At 65.6% G+C, this 18,786-nt stretch carries 20 protein-coding genes; 6 read left to right on the plus strand and 14 right to left on the minus strand.

Features of this window, described 5'->3' with window-relative positions; all coding sequences use genetic code 11:
• Positions 1-63: 63 nt before the first annotated feature.
• From V7N12_RS09910 to V7N12_RS09950, 9 genes are all read right to left on the minus strand, one after another.
• Positions 64-522, minus strand: coding sequence for a prepilin peptidase (locus V7N12_RS09910; protein ID WP_333714361.1), 459 nt, complete (start codon positions 520-522; stop codon positions 64-66).
• 53 nt (positions 523-575) lie between these two features.
• A complete protein-coding gene (gene pgi / locus V7N12_RS09915; RefSeq protein WP_333714362.1) occupies positions 576-2,174 on the minus strand; it encodes a glucose-6-phosphate isomerase in 1,599 nt (532 codons plus the stop codon).
• Positions 2,175-2,177: 3 nt separating this feature from the next.
• Entirely contained in the window at positions 2,178-2,849 is a 672-nt protein-coding gene (pgl, locus tag V7N12_RS09920) for a 6-phosphogluconolactonase (protein WP_333714363.1), read from the minus strand.
• Between the two features lie 52 nt (positions 2,850-2,901).
• A complete protein-coding gene (gene zwf, locus V7N12_RS09925; RefSeq protein ID WP_333714364.1) occupies positions 2,902-4,356 on the minus strand; it encodes a glucose-6-phosphate dehydrogenase in 1,455 nt (484 codons plus the stop codon).
• A 109-nt stretch (positions 4,357-4,465) separates the two neighbouring features.
• Positions 4,466-5,053 (minus strand): HNH endonuclease, encoded by a 588-nt coding sequence (locus tag V7N12_RS09930; protein WP_333714365.1) that lies wholly within the window; start codon positions 5,051-5,053, stop codon positions 4,466-4,468.
• A 139-nt stretch (positions 5,054-5,192) separates the two neighbouring features.
• On the minus strand, positions 5,193-5,861 hold the full coding sequence (locus tag V7N12_RS09935) for an alpha/beta hydrolase (protein WP_333714366.1): 669 nt from the start codon (positions 5,859-5,861) through the stop codon (positions 5,193-5,195).
• Complete coding sequence (locus V7N12_RS09940; protein WP_443089955.1) at positions 5,858-6,502, minus strand: DNA-3-methyladenine glycosylase family protein; 645 nt, start codon at positions 6,500-6,502, stop codon at positions 5,858-5,860. The genes V7N12_RS09935 and V7N12_RS09940 overlap by 4 nt, the downstream gene beginning before the upstream one ends.
• Positions 6,484-7,206 (minus strand): cobalt-precorrin-6A reductase, encoded by a 723-nt coding sequence (locus V7N12_RS09945; protein ID WP_333714369.1) that lies wholly within the window; start codon positions 7,204-7,206, stop codon positions 6,484-6,486. Before V7N12_RS09945 ends, V7N12_RS09940 begins: the two co-directional genes overlap by 19 nt.
• Positions 7,203-8,252, minus strand: coding sequence for a cobalt-precorrin-5B (C(1))-methyltransferase (locus V7N12_RS09950; RefSeq protein WP_333714370.1), 1,050 nt, complete (start codon positions 8,250-8,252; stop codon positions 7,203-7,205). Before V7N12_RS09950 ends, V7N12_RS09945 begins: the two co-directional genes overlap by 4 nt.
• Positions 8,253-8,348: 96 nt before the next feature.
• On the opposite strand from V7N12_RS09950, the gene cobA reads away from it, so the two are divergent.
• The 3 genes from cobA to V7N12_RS09965 are packed head-to-tail and all read left to right on the plus strand — an operon-like array spanning position 8,349 to position 11,689.
• A complete protein-coding gene (gene cobA, locus V7N12_RS09955; RefSeq protein WP_333714372.1) occupies positions 8,349-9,203 on the plus strand; it encodes a uroporphyrinogen-III C-methyltransferase in 855 nt (284 codons plus the stop codon).
• On the plus strand, positions 9,200-10,462 hold the full coding sequence (locus V7N12_RS09960; protein WP_333714373.1) for a cobyrinate a,c-diamide synthase: 1,263 nt from the start codon (positions 9,200-9,202) through the stop codon (positions 10,460-10,462). Before cobA ends, V7N12_RS09960 begins: the two co-directional genes overlap by 4 nt.
• A 9-nt stretch (positions 10,463-10,471) precedes the next feature.
• Positions 10,472-11,689 (plus strand): MFS transporter, encoded by a 1,218-nt coding sequence (locus V7N12_RS09965; protein WP_333714374.1) that lies wholly within the window; start codon positions 10,472-10,474, stop codon positions 11,687-11,689.
• Here V7N12_RS09965 and V7N12_RS09970 read toward each other — a convergent pair.
• From V7N12_RS09970 to cysS, 3 genes are read right to left on the minus strand one after another with little or no spacing between them, the layout of a single operon-like run.
• Positions 11,686-12,453, minus strand: coding sequence for a squalene/phytoene synthase family protein (locus tag V7N12_RS09970; RefSeq protein WP_333714375.1), 768 nt, complete (start codon positions 12,451-12,453; stop codon positions 11,686-11,688). The two genes, V7N12_RS09965 and V7N12_RS09970, sit on opposite strands and share 4 nt — an antisense overlap.
• Positions 12,450-14,075, minus strand: a complete 1,626-nt coding sequence (gene cimA, locus V7N12_RS09975) for a citramalate synthase (RefSeq protein WP_333714376.1) — start codon at positions 14,073-14,075, stop codon at positions 12,450-12,452. The genes V7N12_RS09970 and cimA overlap by 4 nt, the downstream gene beginning before the upstream one ends.
• Positions 14,075-15,508 (minus strand): cysteine--tRNA ligase, encoded by a 1,434-nt coding sequence (gene cysS, locus V7N12_RS09980; protein ID WP_333714377.1) that lies wholly within the window; start codon positions 15,506-15,508, stop codon positions 14,075-14,077. Before cysS ends, cimA begins: the two co-directional genes overlap by 1 nt.
• A gap of 628 nt (positions 15,509-16,136) precedes the next feature.
• On the opposite strand from cysS, the gene V7N12_RS09985 reads away from it, so the two are divergent.
• Positions 16,137-16,475, plus strand: a complete 339-nt coding sequence (locus V7N12_RS09985) for an MmcQ/YjbR family DNA-binding protein (protein WP_333714378.1) — start codon at positions 16,137-16,139, stop codon at positions 16,473-16,475.
• Here the strand turns inward: V7N12_RS09985 and V7N12_RS09990 are convergent.
• Together V7N12_RS09990 and V7N12_RS09995 are read right to left on the minus strand one after the other, a co-directional pair.
• Positions 16,466-16,855, minus strand: a complete 390-nt coding sequence (locus tag V7N12_RS09990) for a VOC family protein (protein ID WP_333714379.1) — start codon at positions 16,853-16,855, stop codon at positions 16,466-16,468. The genes V7N12_RS09985 and V7N12_RS09990 overlap by 10 nt on opposite strands.
• Before the next feature lies 1 nt (position 16,856).
• Positions 16,857-17,030: a hypothetical protein gene (locus tag V7N12_RS09995; RefSeq protein WP_333714380.1), complete on the minus strand. Its 174-nt coding sequence runs from the start codon at positions 17,028-17,030 to the stop codon at positions 16,857-16,859.
• A 76-nt stretch (positions 17,031-17,106) separates the two neighbouring features.
• Between V7N12_RS09995 and soxR the strand changes: the two genes are divergently transcribed.
• Both soxR and V7N12_RS10005 read left to right on the plus strand, forming a co-directional pair.
• Entirely contained in the window at positions 17,107-17,550 is a 444-nt protein-coding gene (gene soxR, locus V7N12_RS10000; RefSeq protein ID WP_333714381.1) for a redox-sensitive transcriptional activator SoxR, read from the plus strand.
• Positions 17,551-17,582: 32 nt separating this feature from the next.
• Positions 17,583-18,764: a pyridoxal phosphate-dependent aminotransferase gene (locus V7N12_RS10005; protein WP_333714382.1), complete on the plus strand. Its 1,182-nt coding sequence runs from the start codon at positions 17,583-17,585 to the stop codon at positions 18,762-18,764.
• The last annotated feature ends 22 nt before the right edge of the window (positions 18,765-18,786 follow it).

The following is an 18,786-nucleotide window of genomic DNA, read 5'->3' on the forward strand; positions in this document are numbered from 1 at the left end:
ATCACGAAAGCTTCCCAAGCTTCAGTTACGGGTTCGATTCCCGTTACCCGCTCCACGCCGTTTTCAGATCACCAGCATACCGATGATCCCCGCGATCGCGATGGGCAGGCTCAGTGGGATCACTTGCTTGGCCAGAAAATGCCACTTGCTGTCTTCCGCCCCGAAAGCCTTGCGGACCTGCACGAAAAGAAAGGCGCAGACGAAGAACAGGCCGAGAAAGATCAGGAAGGTATAGAACGCCTTGGCAAAGGGCACGAAAAGCGCCGCGCCCGCCAGCAATTTGACTGCACCGGCCCCCGCCCCGCCGATGGCGAAGAGAACCAGCCCCAGCACGAACATCGCCGCACCCTGTCCGGCCTGAAAATAAAGCAAAGTCCGGTCCTCGGCCAGCGCCAGCACAGCCACGAACAGCACCAGCGGCAGGATCGTCAGCCAGTTGGGGATACGGCCCGTGCGCAGTTCGATCAGGGTCGCGGCCACCAAAAGTGCTGCCATCGCATAATCTGCATACTCAAGGATCATCGGCCCTGCCCTTATCTCTGTCCCGACGCCATTAAGCAGAAGGCAGGCGGCAATTACACCCCGTGTTTTTGCAAAAACCCGACCAGTGCGGCAGTTGAGCCATCCTTGCCATCCGTGCCCGCCTTGCCCTCGACCACGGGCTGCAGGGCGGTGGCCAGTTCCTTGCCCAGTTCCACACCCCATTGATCATAGGAATTGATGCCCAGCACCGCCCCTTCGACGAAGACGCGGTGTTCGTAAAGCGCGATGATCTGGCCCAGCACCTCGGGCGTCAGTTGCGGATAGGCGATGGTGACCGAGGGGCGGTTGCCCTTGAAGACACGGTGGCGCGCCTGCCGTTCCAACTCGTCGCCTTCAAACGTGCCCGCGACCTTGCTGCGCGCCGCGTCCAGATCACGGCCGCGCATCAACGCCTCGGACTGGGCAAGGCAATTGGCGACCAGAAGCTGGTGCTGGTGGTGCAGGTCGTCCTCGTGACTGCGGGCGGCGATCAGGAATTCGCAAGGGATCACGCGGGTGCCCTGATGGATCAACTGGTAAAAGGCGTGCTGGCCATTGGTGCCCGGCTCGCCCCAGACCACGGGGCCGCTGTCGCAGGGCAGATCGGCCCCGTCCATGCTGACGCCCTTGCCGTTGCTTTCCATCTCGAGCTGTTGAAGATAGGCCGGCAAGCGGCTGAGAAGATTGTCATAAGGCAGCACGGCGCGGGTCGCATGACCGCAGACCTGATTGTGCCAAAGCCCCACAAGCGCCAGCATCGCGGGCATGTTTTCGGCCCATGGCGCGGACAGGAAATGCCGGTCCATCGCCTGTCCGCCGCGCAGGAAGGCACGGAAGGCTTGCGGCCCGACCGCGATCATCAGCGACAGCCCGATCGGCCCCCACATCGAATAGCGGCCACCCACCCAGTCGGCGAAACCGAAGACGCGGGACGCATCGATCCCGAAAGCCGCCGTCTTGTCGGCCGCCGTCGAAAGCGCTGCGAACTGCGCGCCGGTATCCGCCACGCTGTCCGACATCCAGGCCTGCGCGGTGCGCGCGTTGGTCATCGTCTCGATCGTGGTAAAGGTCTTCGAGGCCACGATCACCAGCGTCGTCGCCGGATCGCATTGGCGCAGCACGCCCGCGATATCCGCCCCGTCCACATTGCTGACGAAATGGCAGCGTGGGCCGTCGTGGTAAGGCGCCAGCGCAATCGTCGCCATCTTCGGCCCAAGGTCCGACCCGCCGATCCCGATATTGATCACATCGGTGATCGCCCCACCCTGCCCCCGATAGGCGCCCGAGCGCACATCACCCGCAAAGGCTTCCATCCGGTCCAGCGTCTCCAGCACCTCGGGCATGACATCGCGCTGATCGACCAGCACCGGCCCGCCATCGAGGTTGCGCAGGGCGGTATGCAGCACCGCGCGGCCCTCGGTTTCGTTGATCGCTTGCCCCGCGAACATCGCATCGCGCTTGACGGCCACACCGGCCTGATCCAGCAGGTCGATCAGCAGCGCGCGGCCTTCCGCATCGATATTCGTCTTGGCATAGTCAAGACGCATGTCCCCCGCCTCGACCGCGAAATCCGCCGCACGGGCGGCATCGACCATGGTTTCGAAGCGGCGATCCCTGACAGAGGCATGATGCGCTTTGAGTGCGTCGAACATGGCTTAACCCTCTGCCCAGTGGACGGTGGTGCCGTTCAGGACGGCGGCGACGGGCGCCTCTTCCGGCGGCAGTTGGCGGGCCTTTTCCAGTGCTGCGCGCTTTTCGGCGCCCACGATCACCAGATGGCGGCTCATCGCGGATTTCAGCACCTTGGCCGACAGTGTGATGCGCGGCTCGGGCGCGCCGGGCGCGCGCATGGCCACCAGCAGATCATCGCCATGCAGGGCATGGTCAAGGCGGTCTGCACCCGGAAAGATCGAGGCCGTGTGCATATCCGCCCCCATCCCAAGAAGCATCACCGAAATCGGCAGCTCCGGCATCAGCGCCTTTGCCAGCGCGGGCAGTTTTTCCTCGGGCGTGTCGGCCTCGGCATAGAGCGGGATGTAGACCGCATCGGCGGCGCGGTTCACCAGCAGGCGTTCCTGCAACAGCCGCGTGTTCGACCTTTGGGATGTCGCGGGCACCCAGCGTTCATCGGTCAGCATCACATGCACGCGGGACCAGTCCAAATCGACACCACAGAGGCTGTCGAAGATCGGCCCCGGAGTCGTGCCGCCCGGCACGGCGAAGGAGGCGTGGTCATGCACCAAAAGACTGTTCTTGAGTTCACCGGCCAGCGTGTCGGCCAGATCCATCATCATCATTTCGGCGTCGGGATATTCGACAAGTTTCATCAGGGTCCCCTCTGCATTGATGCGCCCAGTCTAGGCGGGACAGCACGGCTTTTCAGCCCTTGATCTCGCGCCACTTGCGCCCGTCACGATGCATCAGCATCAGCGCATCTTCCGGCCCGGCAGAGCCGGCGTCATAAAGCTTGGGCACGTCGTTGCGCGCTTCCCACCCGTCGATCAGCGGATCGGTCCAGCGCCATGCCGCCTCGACCTCGTCACCGCGCATGAACAATGTCTGGTTGCCACGGATCACGTCCATGATCAGGCGTTCGTAGGCGTCGGTCACATCCTCGGCTTCCGCGCCAAGCGCATCGGCGAAGGTCATGTCCAGCGGCACATCGATCAGACGCATCCCGCCGGGTCCGGGTTCCTTGATCGTGACCTGCAAGTCCATGCCTTCGTTGGGTTGCAGGCGGATCGACAGGATATTGCGGTGGCGCGCCTCATCGCCCTCGAAGATCGTATGGCCGAGGTCCTTGAACACCACCGCGATCTCGGACGAGCGCGCCTTCATCCGCTTGCCGGTGCGCAGATAAAACGGCACCCCCGCCCACCGCCAGTTGTTGATATGCACCCGCATTGCGATGAAGCTTTCGGTGAAGCTGCGCGCGTTCTCGACGTCGTCACGGTAGCTTGGGCCGTCCTTGCCCGCGTCATACTGGCCGCGGACGATATGGTGATTCTCGACCGGTTGCAGGGCGCGGATCACCTTGAGCTTTTCGTCGCGCACGGCGTCCGCCTCGAACTGGCCGGGGGGTTCCATGGCGATCAGGCACAAAAGCTGCATCAGGTGGTTCTGCACCATGTCCCGCATCGCGCCCGACTTGTCGTAATAGGCCCCGCGCCCGCCGACGCCGACGGTTTCGGCGACGGTGATCTGGATGTGATCGACGTAATGGTTGTTCCACAGCGGCTCGAACAGAACGTTGCCAAAGCGCACCGCCATCAGGTTCTGGACCGTCTCCTTGCCCAGGTAATGGTCGATGCGGTAGATCTGACTTTCGTCGAAATGCGCAGCCAGGGTCCGGTTCAGGTCGCGCGCGCTTTCCAGATCGCGGCCGAAGGGCTTTTCCACCACGATCCGGCTTTGCGCGCTGGCGATCCCGTGCTTGTGCAGCCGCTCGGCCAGATCACCGAAAAGCGCGGGGGCGACCGAAAAGTAATAGGCCTGCACCACATCACTTCGCACCAATTCGGCAAGCGCGGCCCAGCCACCCTCGCCCCTGGCGTCGATGGCAACATAATCCAGGCGCTCAAGAAAGGCCTGCAAGCCCTTGGTATTATTCGTTTCCGCACCGCCGAACTCGGCGACGGCCTCGGCGATCATCTCGCGGTAGCCTGCGGTGTCCAGTTCCGATCGCGCAGCACCGATGATCCGCGCCTCGGGCGGCATCTGGCCCGACAGGAAACGACGAAACAGACCCGGCAGGATCTTGCGGCGGGCCAGATCGCCGGTGCCGCCGAAGATGACCAGATCGAAGGTCTCGACCGGAATGACGCGAGAAACCATTGCACTCTCCCCGATGGATAAGCGTTAGCGCTAACGAGGCTTTCCTAGCGCGCGCGCCCAGCCAAGTCCAGCACTTGCGGCAGATGCCCCGCGCTGTGGCGGCGGCGTCTTACGCCTCGAGTTCGGCATCCCAGTACAGATAGTCCAGCCAGCTATCATGCAGGTGATTGGGCGGGAACTTGCGGCCGACGTTGTGCAACTGTTCGGGCACCGGACGGCGCGGCGGCTTGCGCAGCGACATGCCGCATTGCCGCAATGACCGCGACCCCTTGCGCAGATTGCAGGGCGCGCAGGCGGCGACGACGTTTTCCCAGCTGGTGATTCCGCCGCTGGCGCGCGGCACCACATGGTCGAAGGTCAGATCACCCTTCGCCCCGCAATACTGGCACGAGAATTCATCGCGCAAGAACAGGTTGAAGCGCGTGAAGGCCACCTGCTTTTGCGGCTTCACATAGTCCTTCAGGACCACGACCGATGGAATCCGGATCTCGGTCGACGGGCTGCGCACCACCTCGTCGTATTCGCTGACGATATCGACGCGGTCCAGCCAGGCCGCCTTGATCGCCTCCTGCCACGGCCAGAGCGACAGCGGATAGTAGGACAAGGGCCTGTAGTCCGCATTCAGCACAAGCGCGGGAAAATGCTTGAGCGTCGCAGGCGCCCTGACAAATTCCGTCCGAAAGTCCGTTTGCTCCATTGCGCGATCACCCCAGTAGGTCTGGCGCGGGAGCAGTCCAAGCGGCAGTCCCGCTGTTGTTGGGCCTAACTATATATGGCGTCAGTTTTGTGACAAGCCTCATCATTTGCGATCACTCGCCAAATTGTCGCGGCATGGCTTAACTTAGCCCCAGACGGTCCCGCATGAAGGCCAGCGCCACGGACAGGCCGTCGGGCGCGATCCCGTGGCCTGTGCCCTTCATGATATGGGCGTAAACCTCGGTCCAGCCCGCCTCTTGCAGCGCCTCGGCGGCCTGCGGCAGCGATTGCGGCGGCACCACGTCGTCGGCGTCACCGTGGATCAGCAGCACGGGCGGGCGGCTGCGGGTTTCGTCGGCCAGCAATTCCGGTTCCAGCAGACGCCCCGAAAAGGCGACGATTCCCGCGATTGCATCCTCGCGGCGCGGCACCACATGCAGCGCCATCATCGTGCCCTGGCTGAACCCCAGCACCATCACCTGTTCGGGCAAAAGGTCTTCATCCACCATCACACCATCCAGAAACGCCTCCAGATCGGCGGCGGCCCGTTCCAGCCCGGCGCGGCTTTCCTCTTCGCTGGACCCGTCGATCCACGGGATCGGGAACCACTGGCGGCCCATCGGGACACCGGCACATGCCTCCGGCGCGTCGGGCGAAATGAACAGCGTATCGGGCATATGGTCCGCCAGGGGGTCGGCCAGCCCGATCAGGTCCGCGCCATTCGCGCCATAGCCATGCAGAAACACCACGCAAGAACGTGTTTCCCCCGATACCGGCTCGCGTCGCTGCGCCTGAAGTGCCCTTGTCATCTGATCCCTTCCCGTTGCTTTGCCACCTTGTAGTAGGCCCAGAGGATGCGCGCTGCAACCGATCGCCACGGCGACCAGTCCTCGGCCATCGCCCGCAGGGTCTTTTCGGACGGGCGTTCGTCCAGCGCAAAGAGCATCCGTGCCGCCTCTTGCAGGGCCAGATCGCCCGCCGCGAAGGCATCGGCACGGCCCAAGGCGAACTTGGCGTAGATCTCGGCCGTCCAGCGCCCGATGCCGGGCACGGCGGTCAGGGTCGCGATGACGTCATCGCAAGGCAGGTCGCGCAACCCGTCATAATCGATCTCCGCCGCTGCCAGCGCCTTGACATAGCGCGCCTTCTGACGGCTCAGGCCAAGGCCGCGCAGGTCATCTTCGGGGGTGGCACGCACCGTTGCGGGATCGGCCATGCCCGCCGCATCCAGCCGCGCCTGTATCGCCGCCGCCGAGGCGACACTGACCTGCTGGCTGACAATCGCGCCTTGCAGTTCGGCAAAGCCTTGGGGTTTCAGCCGCAGCGGCAAGGGGCCGGTCATCGCCAAGGCCCCGGCAAAGCGCGGCTCGCGCGCGGCAAGAAAAGCCGCCCCTTCGGCCAGGCAGGCCTCCGAGACGATGCAGCGTTCGGTCACAGCCCCGCCACCCATGCCAAGGCCGCATCGACCGAAGAGACCACCGGCCAATCCCCTTGTGCCGGGCGGGCGATCATCAGCACCGGCAGGCCCAACTGCCGCGCCGCCGTCAGCTTGGTCGCGCTCATCGCGCCGCCTGCGTTCTTGACCACCAGCCAGTCGACCGAAAGCCGCGAGAAGAGCGCGACCTCGTCCGCGACGGAAAACGGCGGGCGTCCGACCAGAAATTCACCCCCCGCAAAGGGAAATGGCCCCTCGGGCGGGTCGATCTGGCGGCAGATGATCCGGCGACCTGTCAGGTTGGCGAAGCGTTCCAGCGTTTGCCGCCCCGTGCCCAGAAACACGGTGGCTCCTTTGGGGATATGGGCGGCGGCCTCTTCTTCCCGCGCGATCTGGGTCCAGCGGTCGCCCGCGACGGGCGTCCAGGCTGGGCGCAGAAGTTGCAGATAGGGAAGCTGCCTTTCGGCACAGATCCGCGCGGTTCTGGCCGTGATGCCTTGCGCGAAAGGATGGGTCGCATCCAGCACGGCGGTGATCGCGTGATCCTGCAAGAAGCGCTCAAACCCCGCCGCGCCGCCAAACCTGCCGATCCGGGTCGGCAAGGGCAGGTCCGCAGGCGCGCGCGTCGCACCGGCAAGCGAGACCATGGCATCGGTGCCGCGCAGGGCCTCGGCCAGATGTCGGGCTTCGCCGGTGCCGCCAAGGATCAACAGCGTCACGGGCCGGCCTGTCCGATGATCCGGCCCGCACGGTCGATGATCACGATGTCAAAGGCGATCCCGGCACCGCCAAAGCGGTCCTGCACCTGCGCGAGGGCCGCCCTTGCCACCTGTCGCGCCAGCGCGGCCCCGCCCATCTGATAGGCCTCCAGCGCCGTGTTCGCCTGCGCCACCCCGGGCAGGCCTGCCAGTTCCGCAAGGCCTGCAAAATCCACCTGCGAGCGGCCCGAATGCAGATCGACCGCCCCCTGCGCCAGCTTGGTGATCTTGCCGATCCCGCCGCCGATGGTGACGCGCGCGATCGGGTGTCTGACCAGATACTTCAGCATCCCGCCCGCGAAATCGCCCATATCCAGCATCGCGTGATCGGGCAGCCCGTAAAGCCCCTGCACCGTCTTTTCCGAGGTGGCGCCTGTGCATCCGGCCACATGGGCCAGCCCGTCGGCGCGCGCCACATCCACCCCGCGATGGATCGAGGCGATCCATGCCGCGCAAGAGAAAGGCCGCACCACCCCCGTTGTGCCAAGGATCGACAGCCCGCCCGCAATCCCCAGACGTGGGTTCCATGTCTTCAGCGCCAGCTCTTCCCCCCCCGGCACCGAGATGTTGATGGTAACATCGGGGCGATGGCCCGTCGCCCGCGCCATCTCGGCCACCACGGCCGTCATCATCTGGCGCGGCACCGGATTGATCGCAGGCTCGCCCACCCCGATCGGCAGGCCCGGCTTGGTGACACGGCCCACGCCTTTGCCCGCGCGAAACACCACCCCCCCCTCCGAGGCCGAGACTGTCGCGATGATCAGCGCCCCGTGGGTCACATCGGGATCGTCGCCTGCATCCTTGGTGATCCCGACACGCGCCCAGCCTGCCCCCTGTTCTGCCAGCGCCAGCGGAAACACCGGTATCTCGCCCTTGGGCAGCACGATCGCGACCTCGCGCGGGAAGCCTTCTCCCCATAGCGCCAGCAGCGCGGCTTTCGTCGCCGCGGTCGCGCAAGCGCCCGTGGTCCAGCCACGTCTGAGTTCTGTCGGCGCATCGTCATTCATCTCCGCAACGATAGCAGGCGGCCCGATGACGGCAATCGGATATCGGGGGTCGTTTGCCGTCTTTCCAAGCCGCCCGCGGCGCGGCATAACCGGACCATGACCGACGCGATCCCCCCCCTGCCCGCCTACAACTGGCCCACCCTTGAGAAAGGCTGGGTCTGGCTCTGCGGGGCCGGTCCCGGTGATGCGGGGCTTTTGACGCTGCATGCGCTGAATGCGCTGCGGCAGGCGGATGTGGTGGTCTATGACGCGCTGGTGCAGGAGGACATCCTGCAATGGGCGCCGCAGGCCGCGCTGATCTACGCCGGCAAACGCGGCGGCAAACCTTCGGCGAAACAGCGCGACATCTCGCTGCGGCTGGTGGACCTTGCGCGCGCGGGCAAACGGGTCTTGCGGCTGAAGGGCGGGGACCCCTTCGTTTTCGGGCGCGGCGGCGAAGAGGCGCAGACGCTGGTGCAGCACGGCATCCCGATCCGCATCATTCCGGGAATTTCCGCAGGCATCGGAGGCCTCGCCTATGCGGGGATTCCCGTCACCCACCGCGACGTGAACCAATCGGTGACCTTCGTCACCGGGCACGACCAGTCGGGCAACACGCCCGGTTCGCTCGATTGGGCAAGCATCGCCAAGGGATCGCAGGTCATCGTGATCTACATGGGGATGAAACACATCGCCCAGATCGCCGGGCAGTTGATGGCCGCAGGCCGTCCGCCTTCGGAACCTGTCGCTGTCGTCACCACGGCCACCACCGCCGACCAGCACGTCCTTGAAACCACGCTGGGGACCGTGGTCGATGACATCGCCGCCAGCGGGATGGAGCCGCCCGCAATCATCTGCGTCGGCCGCTCGGTCCTGATGCGGCAGGTGCTGGACTGGCAGGCGATGGGCGCAGGACAGGCGCCGCGCAACCTCGACCCGCTGGACAGGGGCAGACCCGCCGAGTCGGCATGAGCTTTCTGATCAGTGCCCCCGCCTCGGGCAGCGGCAAGACCACGGTCACCTTGGGTCTCTTGCGGGCGCTGACACGCCGGGGCACGGCCCTGCGCGGTGCGAAATCCGGCCCCGACTACATCGACCCCCGCTTTCACGAGGCCGCCTGCGGGCAGGCTTGCGTGAACCTTGACGCCTGGGCGATGACGCCTGACCGGATCAGGGCGCTGGCGGGCGGGCTGCCCTTGATCATCGAAGGCGCGATGGGGCTTTTTGACGGTGCCCCACCGGAAGGCAAAGGGGCAAGCGCGGATCTTGCGCGCATCCTGAAGCTGCCCGTGGTGCTGGTGATCGACGCCGCACGGATGGCCGGCTCGGTCGCGCCGCTGGCCAAGGGGTTCATCGCCCATGACCCGGGGCTTCGCGTGGCGGGCGTGATCCTCAACAACACAGGCTCGCCCCGGCACGAGGGCATGTTGCGCCGCGCGCTGGGGGATATCCCCGTTTTCGGCGCGATCCCGCGCAGCGCGGGTGTGGCGCAGCCCTCGCGCCACCTTGGGCTGGTGCAGGCGCAAGAGCGGCCCGATCTGGAGGCCTTCCTTGACGTGGCAGCCGATCTTGTCGCCGCGCATTGCGACCTTCTGGCGCTGGCAGGGATGCTGTCACCCCTGCCGCCTGCAACGGCGCAGCGGATGCCCCCGCCTGCGCAATCCATCGCCATCGCGAGGGACGCAGCCTTCGCCTTTGCCTATCCGCATCTGCTGGAGGACTGGCGCGCGGCGGGGGCGGTGCTGTCGTTCTTTTCGCCGCTGGCCGACGACCCCGCCCCGCAGGCCGATCTGATCTTCCTGCCCGGCGGCTACCCCGAACTGCACGCAGGCCGCCTTGCGCGGAACGCCCGCTTTCTCGACAGCCTGCGCCAGTCCGAGGCGCTGATCTATGGCGAGTGTGGCGGCTATATGGTGCTGGGCGATGCGCTGACAGATGCCGATGGCGTCACCCACCCGATGGCGGGGCTGTTGCGGCTGGAAACCTCTTTCGCGCAGCGCAAGCTGCACCTAGGCTATCGCGACATGACCGCCACCCAAGGTCCGATCAGCGGCAGCTGGAAGGGGCACGAGTTCCACTATGCCACCACCCTGCGCGCAAAGGGCACGCCCTTGTTCCAGATCAAGGACGCCGAAGGCACCGCCCTGCCACCCATGGGCCTGATCGCGGGGCGTGTCTCGGGCAGCTTTGCCCATATCATCGACCTTGCAAGCGGCAAGGCAGAGGCATAATCGAAACACATGACAGATTTGACAGATGACCGCCGCGCCAAGCGCAATGTGACCGTGCTGGTGCTGGCGCAAGCCATCCTCGGCGCGCAATTGCCGATGATCTTCGTCGTCGGCGGTCTGGCGGGGGTGCAACTGGCCGCGAACATCTGTTTCGCGACGCTGCCGATCAGCATGATCATCTTCGGCTCGATGACGACCGCGCCATGGATCAGCCCGCTGATGCAGCGAAACGGGCGGCGTTTCGGCTTCATGGTGGGGGCGATTGCGGGTGCCTTGGGTGCGGCGATTGCGGCCTATGGGCTTTATGTGGGATCGTTCTTCATCCTGCTCTGCGGGTCCTATCTGACGGGCGTCTATATGTCCGCGCAGGGCTTCTACCGCTTCGCCGCGACCGATACCGCCTCCGAGACGTTCCGGCCCAAGGCGATTTCCTATGTCATGGCGGGGGGGCTTCTGTCGGCGATCATCGGCCCGCAACTCAACAAGGCGGTCGAGGATGTCTCGGTCGTGCCGTTCTTCGGCACCTATCTGGCGATCATCGCGCTGAACCTTGTGGGGATGCTCTTGTTCGTGTTTCTGGACCTGCCCAAGGGCACGCGGTCCGAACCGCAGGTCGCCACGGTCGCAGGCCGGTCGCGGATGGACCTGCTGCGCGATCCGCGGATCCTTGTGGCGATGATCTGCGCGATGGTGTCCTATTCGCTGATGAACCTTGTGATGACCTCGACCCCGCTGGCGGTCGTGGGCTGCGGGTTCACCACCGACAACGCCAACGACATCGTCTCTGCGCATGTGCTGGCAATGTTCGCGCCAAGCTTTTTCACCGGCCATCTGATCGCCCGTTTCGGGGTGGAAAAGATCATGGCCGCCGGGCTTGCGATCCTTGCTGCCGCAGGGGTCGTGGGGCTGGCCGGTGTCGAGATCGAGAACTTCTATGCCGCCCTTATCCTGCTGGGGATCGGCTGGAACTTCGGGTTCATCGGCGCCACGACGATGCTGGCGGGCGCCCACCGGCCCGAGGAACGCGGGGCGGTGCAGGGCCTGAACGACATGCTGGTTTTCGGGATGGTGACGGTGGCCTCGCTCGCGTCGGGCGGGTTGATGAACTGCTCGGGCGGCACACCGGTCGAGGGCTGGACCGCCGTGAACATCGCCATGGTGCCGTTTCTGGTGTTGGCGGGCGGGTCGCTGATCTGGCTGGTGCGCCAGCCGAAACTGGCGGTTTAGCGCCACCAGCCCCGCAGGCTGACATTCAAGAACCGCAGGCTGTCGCGCGCAGGATTGGTGTCGAGCGCATCGGCCGCCACCAAGGCGGGGCTCTTGAGGACCGCGTTCAAGACAGGCCGCGCATGATAGCCCGCGACCAGCGCCGCACCCGATGCTTTCGAGACCGCCTTGCGGGTTCTGGCCGCCCGGTCCATCCGGTCGCGCGCGGCCTTCGCCAAGGCTCTGACACCTTCCGGTGTGCCATCCAGCAAAGGTGTTCTGCCTTGCGCCTGCAACGCCGGGATCGCCTGAAACATGTTGGCGACCCCCACCGCATGGGCAAAGTCGCGCACGACACTTTCTTCCGCATCGCCCAGCAGCCGCGCCGCTGTCCACATCAGGTTGCCGGATGTGGCGGTGATGTAGTCGTCGAAATGCCCCTGATCCTCGAAGGCGTCCTTGTAGATATCCCAGCGCCGCGCGGCGATCAGCCCGTCCAGACAGGCCGCCCCTTCGGCGTCCAGCACCTCGGCCAGCGCATCGACAACCTCGTGCCGGCGGAGGGTGACGCCCTGCCCGATCTCATCGAGCGCATCGCGCCACCATTGCAGGCGCATCTCGGCGATCATCGGCTCTTGCGTGACCCAAGGGGCGCGGGCGACCTCGATGTTGAAAGCATAAAGCGGAAAGAGAATGCGCCGTGCAGGCACAGGGGCCGCCATGGCCGCACGAAAGCGCAGCGGGTCGGCCTTTTCGACCAGTGCCGCGCAGGCCGCAAAGCTCATGGATGGGCCTTTGCGCCGTCGCGGATCAGTTTCCAGTTGATCGCATCCACCAGCGCCTCGAACGAGGCATCGACGATGTTCGCGCTGACCCCGCAGGTGGACCAGCGCCGCCCCTGCCCGTCCTCGCTGTCGATGATGACGCGGGTGACGGCCTCGGTCCCGCCGTTGGTGATGCGGACCTTGAAGTCCACAAGCTGCATGTCGTCGATGATGTCCTGATAGGGGCCAAGGTCCTTGGACAGCGCCCGCGAGAGCGCGTTGACCGGGCCCTGATCCGACCCGTCCGGCCCGATGCTTTCGCTGACGTTCAGCATCTTGCGCCCGTGCACCTTGGTCACCACCACCGCCTCGGAAAGCGAGACCATCTGGTTGCGCTTGTTCTTGCGCCGCTCGACGGTGACGCGGTAGCGCTTGACCTCGAAGAATTGCGGCAGCGTGCCCAGTTCCGCCCGTGCAAGCAGTTCGAAACTGGCCTGCGCGGTGTCATAGGCGTAGCCCTTCGCCTCGCGGTCCTTGATGCGCTCGACGATGCGCGGCAGGGCGGGATCATGCGGCGCGACCTCCAGTCCCGCCTCCAGCAGGCGCGCGCGCAGGTTCGACTGGCCCGCCTGATTGGACATCGGCACGAGACGGGTATTGCCCACCGCCGCGGGATCGACGTGTTCGTAGGTGCTGGGGTCTTTGGCGATGGCGCTGGCGTGCAGGCCGCTTTTGTGGGCAAAGGCCGAGGCCCCGACATAGGGCGCCTGTTTGGCCGGCACCCGGTTGAGGATATCATCCAGAAGGCGCGAGGCGCGGCGCAGGCCCATCAGCGCCGCAGGCGTCACGCCGATCTCGAAACGGCTGGCGAAGGGCTCTTTCAGCATCAGGGTCGGGATCAGCGTGGTCAGGTTGGCATTGCCGCAGCGTTCGCCCAGACCGTTCAGCGTGCCCTGCACCTGCCGTGCGCCCGCAAGCACGGCGGCCAGCGTATTGGCGACGGCGTTTTCGGTGTCGTTGTGGGTATGGATGCCCAGATGATCGCCGGGGATGCCGCTGGCGATGACGGCGGTGACGATCTCGGTCACCTCATGGGGCAGCACGCCGCCGTTGGTGTCACACAGCACGATCCAGCGGGCACCGGCGCCATAGGCGGCGTGGATGGCCTGCAATGCGTAGGCGGGGTTGGCCTTGTAGCCGTCGAAGAAATGTTCGGCATCGAACAGCCCCTCGCGGCCCTGCGCCACAAGATGGGCGAAACTGGCGCGGATGTTCTCGGTATTCTCTTCAAGGCTGATGCCAAGCGCGGTCGTGACGTGGAAGTCATGCGCCTTGCCCACCAGACAGACGGCGCTGGTGCCGGCGTTCATCACCGCCGAGAGCACATCGTCATTCGCAGCCGAGCGTCCGGCCCGTTTGGTCATGCCGAAGGCGGTGAAGGTGGCGCGGGTCTCGGGCGGGCTTGCGAAGAATGCGGTATCGGTCGGGTTCGCGCCGGGCCAGCCGCCTTCGATATAGTCGATCCCGAGCCCATCCAGCACGGCGGCGATCTGGTGCTTTTCCTGCGCCGAGAACTGCACACCTTGCGTCTGCGCCCCGTCACGCAGGGTGGTGTCGAAAAGGAAAAGCCGTTCGCGGGTCATCAAAGGCCCCCCAGTTTGGCCGCGTCGAAATCGGGGCCTGCGACCCAGGTCGCCTGCCCGCCCACGTCCGTCACCTGCACACCGGCAGCGGTCAGGATATCGCGCACCTGATCCGCGCGGGCCCAGTCTTTGGCGGCGCGGGCCTCTGCCCTTGCGGCCAGCAAGGCGTCAACCTGGGCGGCGACAGCGGGTGCCACGCCCGCGCCCGCCTCGCCGCCGTCGAACATCGGGATGGCGGACCAGTCGTTCACAAGGCCCAGCAGCTCCAGCCCATGCGCGAAACCGGCCAGCGCTGCAGGTGTCTTGGCCTTGGACAGCACATGCAGCCGCGCCAGCGCGCCGGGCGTGTTCAGATCATTGGCCAGCACCCCCAGAAACTCGGGGTCGGCCTGCCATTTTCCTTCGGCCTTGAGTGCGGCGATCATCGCGGGACCAAAGCCGTGGCCATGCAGGATGCCGTACCATTTGCGCAAGGTCAGCTCTGCCTCGGCGCGCCGCGCTTCGGTCCAGTCCATGGTCTTGCCGTAATGCGTGCCCAGCATGACCAGCCGGATCACCTCGCCCGGGATGCCCTGATCCAGCAGGTCGCGGATGGTGAAGAAATTGCCAAGCGACTTGGACATCTTCTTGCCTTCGACCTGCAACATCTCGTTATGCAGCCAGTAGCGCGCGAATTCGCCATGCGGATGGGCGCAGGCGGACTGCGCGATCTCGTTTTCATGATGCGGGAATTGCAGGTCGTTGCCGCCGCCGTGGATGTCGAAGCTTTCGCCCAGCAGGTCGTGGCTCATGGCCGAGCATTCGATGTGCCAGCCGGGCCGCCCGTAGCCCCAGGGGCTGGACCACCCCGGCACGCCATCGCCCGAAGGCTTCCAGAGGACGAAATCCATCGGGTTGCGCTTGTAGGGGGCGACCTCGACCCGTGCGCCCGCGATCATGTCGTCGGTGGACCGCCCCGAGAGCGCGCCATAGTCGGCGTAGCTGTCCACGGCGAAAAGCACATGCCCCTCGGCCGCATAGGCGTGGCCGCGGTCGATCAGGGTTTCGATCATCGCGATCATCTGCGGGATATGGGCGGTCGCGCGCGGTTCGTGCGTCGGGCGCAGAAGGCCCACCGCATCCAGATCGTCGTGATACCACCGGATCGTCTCGGCGGTGATGTCACCGATGGCGCGCCCCGTCTCGGCGGCGCGGGCGTTGATCTTGTCGTCCACGTCGGTGAAATTGCGCACATAGGTCACGTGGTCCGGCCCGTAGAGGTGCCGCAACAGCCGGAACAGCACGTCAAAGACCAGCGAGGGCCGCAGGTTGCCGATATGCGCGCGGTCATAGACCGTCGGCCCGCAAAGATAGAGCCGCACGTTCGCCGGGTCGATCGGCGCGAAATCCTCGCGCTTGCGGGTCTTGGTATTGTGCAGCCGGATGGTGGTCATGGTGCCTCGCGCTCGGGTTTCGCCGCGGGGCTTAGCAATTTTTCGTTTTGATTGGAAACGTGAAAGAGCGACCCGCGGACTGATGTCAGCAGATAATGATGCAAGCCTTGATGATGCAGATGCTCTTCATGGAGTCAGGGCATAGCAGGGTGTGGGGCTTGCGTCCAGCGAGATGACCGGGCGGTAGCACGAGTCGGAAGCAACGGATGCCTTCGGCGAGGAGTGAGCGGTGTCCCGGAAACGATCCGGGGGATCGTTTCAACTGCGAACGGGCGGAGCCCATGGGCCAATAATGACGGGGGGGCAGCACGAAGGGCCCGGGGGCCGTTTCGGGCTGCCGGGTTCATGGTGTCATCTGTCTGGAAAGATCAAGGGGGCGGGCCCGCCGGAATACGGTCTCTGTCCCCGGCGGGGTGTCAGCCTGCCGGTCTTGCGATCGCTGGTGGCCCCGCCTTTTTCAAGGGCGTCGGGCCGGAGCGAAACCTGATCTTGACCGGGACGGTTGTCAGGCGCCCCGTGGTGGATATCCGAGGCGGAAGATAGCCGGACAAGGATTGCCGAAGGGTAAGTGCTGCGCGCGGTGCCGATCCGGCTTGCCCCGCAAGGCGCGATCCGGCACAGTCGGAGGATGTCACGCGCCCTCGTCGATACCATCTGTGCCGCGCATCCCGGCGCCACCGCCGCGGATCCGACGACCGAGCTGGATAGCTGGAAGGTGGGCGGCAAGATGTTCGCCTGTTTCGGCGACCGGATCGACGGGGTCTGCGTCAAGACCGATAGCGTCGAGACCGCGCAGATGCTGGTCGATGCCGGGGCGGCGGACCGCGCGCCCTATTTCCACAAAAGCTGGGTCCTGGTCGGTTTCGACAGCCCCGAGGACGCCCTGCGGCACCGGATCGCGGTGTCCTATGGCATCATCGTCAAGGGGCTGCCGAAAAGACTGCGCGAGGCGATTGGTCAGGCGTAGCTGACCACCTCGATCTCGATGCCGTCGGGGTCGTGGAAATAGAACCGCTTGCCCGGTGCGTAGTCGGCATGGCTATGCGGGGTCAGGCCCATCGCCTTCACCTTGGCTTCGATCGCTGCGATGTCATCCACAACAACGCCGATGTGATTGAGCCCGCCGCGTGTTTGGTAGCTGGCATCTTCCTTGGGCACAGACTGGTCGGGGCTGCTGCCGGAATAGACGGCGACATAGGCGGTGTCCGTCCCCACATGCACGGTATAGCCTGCCCCGCCCATGGCCACGCCTTCCCAGCGGATGTGCCAGTCGAAGAGGTCCATCAGCATCTTGGCCGTCGCCCTGGGGTCGGACACCGTGACATTGACGTGTTCGAGTGTGGCCATCTCAGCCCCTCCTGATGAAGCTTGTAAAGATGCGCGCCAGCGGCCCCTTGCGGACGGGGGCGAGGTCGCGGAAGCATCCGCACTCAAGGTCGTGGCCCCATCCGAGGCTGTCGCGTTTCAGGGCACCCAGCGCCTGCGGGTCGGCGCAGTAGCGGGTCGTTGTCTGTGGCGGCATGGTGATTCTCCTCTGGTCATCGCTGCTGCCATCTGTTTTCATTTCTCAAGTTAACTTGAGATCAAGGATTAATTTCATGTCCCAGGGCCTGACCATCGGCGAGCTTGCCGCGCGCACCGGCCTCGCCGTTTCCGCCATCCGCTTCTACGAGACCCATGACATCGTCAAACCGGTCCGCAACGCAGGCGGGCACAGGCGCTATGGCCGTGCAGATATCCGGCGGCTGTCCTTCGTGATGGCGGCCCAGCGGCTGGGGTTCTCGCTGGCCGAGATCGCGCCGCACCTGCGCCGCCTGGCCGATCACAAGGGCCCCTCCAAGGCGGACTGGACGCGGATCGGGCGAGACTTCCGCCGCGAGATCGACGCGCGGATCACCGCGCTAGAGGATCTGCGCGACAAGCTTGACGGGTGCATCGGCTGCGGTTGCCTCAGCCTGTCGGCCTGCGCGCTTTACAATCCCGACGACATCAAGGGCGCCGAGGGGACGGGCCCCCGCAATCTTGCGGGCATGGGGCCTTGACTTCCCTCGCCGCAGGTCGTTCCCCTGCGGGCATGAAAATCTCTGATCGGATCACGGACATCACCGGCGGCGGCTCGGACGGCTGGGATGTGTTCTACAAGGCGCGCCGGATGATCGCGGCGGGCGAAGCGGTCATCGAACTGACCATCGGCGAGCATGACATCCGCACCTCTGCGGCCATTCTGGACGCCATGCACAAGGCGGCCATCGGCGGCCATACGGGCTATGCCATGGTGCCGGGCACGCCCGCGCTGCGTGCGGCGGTCGCGGCGCGGATTGCGGCTAGGACCGGGGTGCCCACCGGACCCGAGAACATCGTGATCACCCCGGGTGGACAGGCGGCGCTCTTTGCGGCCCATAACCTGACCTGCGCGCATGGCGAGACGGCGGCTTTCATCGATCCCTACTACGCCACCTACCCCGGCACGATCCGGGGGGCGGGGGCGCGGCCGCGCGCCATTGTGACCACGCCCGAAAGCGATTTCCGGCCCACACGCGCGCAGCTGATGGCGGGGACCGAAGGTGCGGTCTCGCTCTTGGTCAATACGCCGAACAATCCCACCGGCGTGATCTATGGCCCCGAGACGCTGGCCGATATCGCGGCGGCCTGCATCGCCAACGATCTGTGGCTGATCTCGGACGAGGTCTACGACACCCAGGTCTGGGACGGCGCGCATATCAGCCCGCGCAGCCTGCCCGGGATGGCGGACCGGACGCTGGTGGTGGGCTCGATGTCGAAAAGCCATGCCATGACCGGCAGCCGCATCGGCTGGATCTGCGGGCCGCAAGAGGCGATCGGCCATCTGATCAATCTGGCGACCCATACGACCTATGGCGTGCCGGGGTTCGTTCAGGATGCGGCGACTTTCGCGCTGGGTCAGGGCGATGCCGTCGAGGCAGAGGTCGCAGGACCGTTCCGCCGCCGCCGTGCCCTGACGCTGGCGGCGCTGGCCAGACAGAACGTGGTCAAGGCGATCCCCGCGCAGGGCGCGATGTATGTGATGCTGGATATCCGCGCGACGGGGCTTGATGGCGAGGCCTTCGCCCTGCGCCTGCTGGAAGAAGAGAAAATCGCCGTGATGCCGGGGGAAAGTTTCGGCCAGGCGGCGGCCGGGCATCTGCGGGTTGCGATGACGGTCGATGACGCGGCTTATGCCGATGCATTGGCGCGGCTTCTGGCCTTCGCCGAGCGGCAGGCGGCCACCCGCGCCTGACAACAAAACGGCCCGCCCCCCG

Origin of the sequence: Yoonia sp. (genome assembly GCF_036770585.1) — a bacterium.
Lineage (GTDB): Bacteria > Pseudomonadota > Alphaproteobacteria > Rhodobacterales > Rhodobacteraceae > Yoonia.

Excerpts from the sequence above, each read along its gene's own strand:
- V7N12_RS09910 (WP_333714361.1), bottom strand. The coding sequence starts at position 522 with ATGATCCTTGAGTATGCAGATTATGCGATGGCAGCACTTTTGGTGGCC.
- V7N12_RS09990 (WP_333714379.1), bottom strand. The coding sequence starts at position 16,855 with ATGGCCACACTCGAACACGTCAATGTCACGGTGTCCGACCCCAGGGCG.
- V7N12_RS09985 (WP_333714378.1), top strand. The coding sequence starts at position 16,137 with ATGTCACGCGCCCTCGTCGATACCATCTGTGCCGCGCATCCCGGCGCC.
- pgl (WP_333714363.1), bottom strand. The coding sequence starts at position 2,849 with ATGAAACTTGTCGAATATCCCGACGCCGAAATGATGATGATGGATCTG.
- V7N12_RS09935 (WP_333714366.1), bottom strand. The coding sequence starts at position 5,861 with ATGACAAGGGCACTTCAGGCGCAGCGACGCGAGCCGGTATCGGGGGAA.
- V7N12_RS10005 (WP_333714382.1), top strand. The coding sequence starts at position 17,583 with ATGAAAATCTCTGATCGGATCACGGACATCACCGGCGGCGGCTCGGAC.
- cysS (WP_333714377.1), bottom strand. The coding sequence starts at position 15,508 with ATGACCACCATCCGGCTGCACAATACCAAGACCCGCAAGCGCGAGGAT.
- cimA (WP_333714376.1), bottom strand. The coding sequence starts at position 14,075 with ATGACCCGCGAACGGCTTTTCCTTTTCGACACCACCCTGCGTGACGGG.
- V7N12_RS09995 (WP_333714380.1), bottom strand. The coding sequence starts at position 17,030 with ATGCCGCCACAGACAACGACCCGCTACTGCGCCGACCCGCAGGCGCTG.
- pgi (WP_333714362.1), bottom strand. The coding sequence starts at position 2,174 with ATGTTCGACGCACTCAAAGCGCATCATGCCTCTGTCAGGGATCGCCGC.
- V7N12_RS09950 (WP_333714370.1), bottom strand. The coding sequence starts at position 8,252 with ATGAATGACGATGCGCCGACAGAACTCAGACGTGGCTGGACCACGGGC.
- soxR (WP_333714381.1), top strand. The coding sequence starts at position 17,107 with ATGTCCCAGGGCCTGACCATCGGCGAGCTTGCCGCGCGCACCGGCCTC.
- V7N12_RS09960 (WP_333714373.1), top strand. The coding sequence starts at position 9,200 with ATGAGCTTTCTGATCAGTGCCCCCGCCTCGGGCAGCGGCAAGACCACG.
- V7N12_RS09930 (WP_333714365.1), bottom strand. The coding sequence starts at position 5,053 with ATGGAGCAAACGGACTTTCGGACGGAATTTGTCAGGGCGCCTGCGACG.
- V7N12_RS09970 (WP_333714375.1), bottom strand. The coding sequence starts at position 12,453 with ATGAGCTTTGCGGCCTGCGCGGCACTGGTCGAAAAGGCCGACCCGCTG.
- V7N12_RS09965 (WP_333714374.1), top strand. The coding sequence starts at position 10,472 with ATGACAGATTTGACAGATGACCGCCGCGCCAAGCGCAATGTGACCGTG.
- V7N12_RS09940 (WP_443089955.1), bottom strand. The coding sequence starts at position 6,502 with ATGGGTGGCGGGGCTGTGACCGAACGCTGCATCGTCTCGGAGGCCTGC.
- cobA (WP_333714372.1), top strand. The coding sequence starts at position 8,349 with ATGACCGACGCGATCCCCCCCCTGCCCGCCTACAACTGGCCCACCCTT.
- zwf (WP_333714364.1), bottom strand. The coding sequence starts at position 4,356 with ATGGTTTCTCGCGTCATTCCGGTCGAGACCTTCGATCTGGTCATCTTC.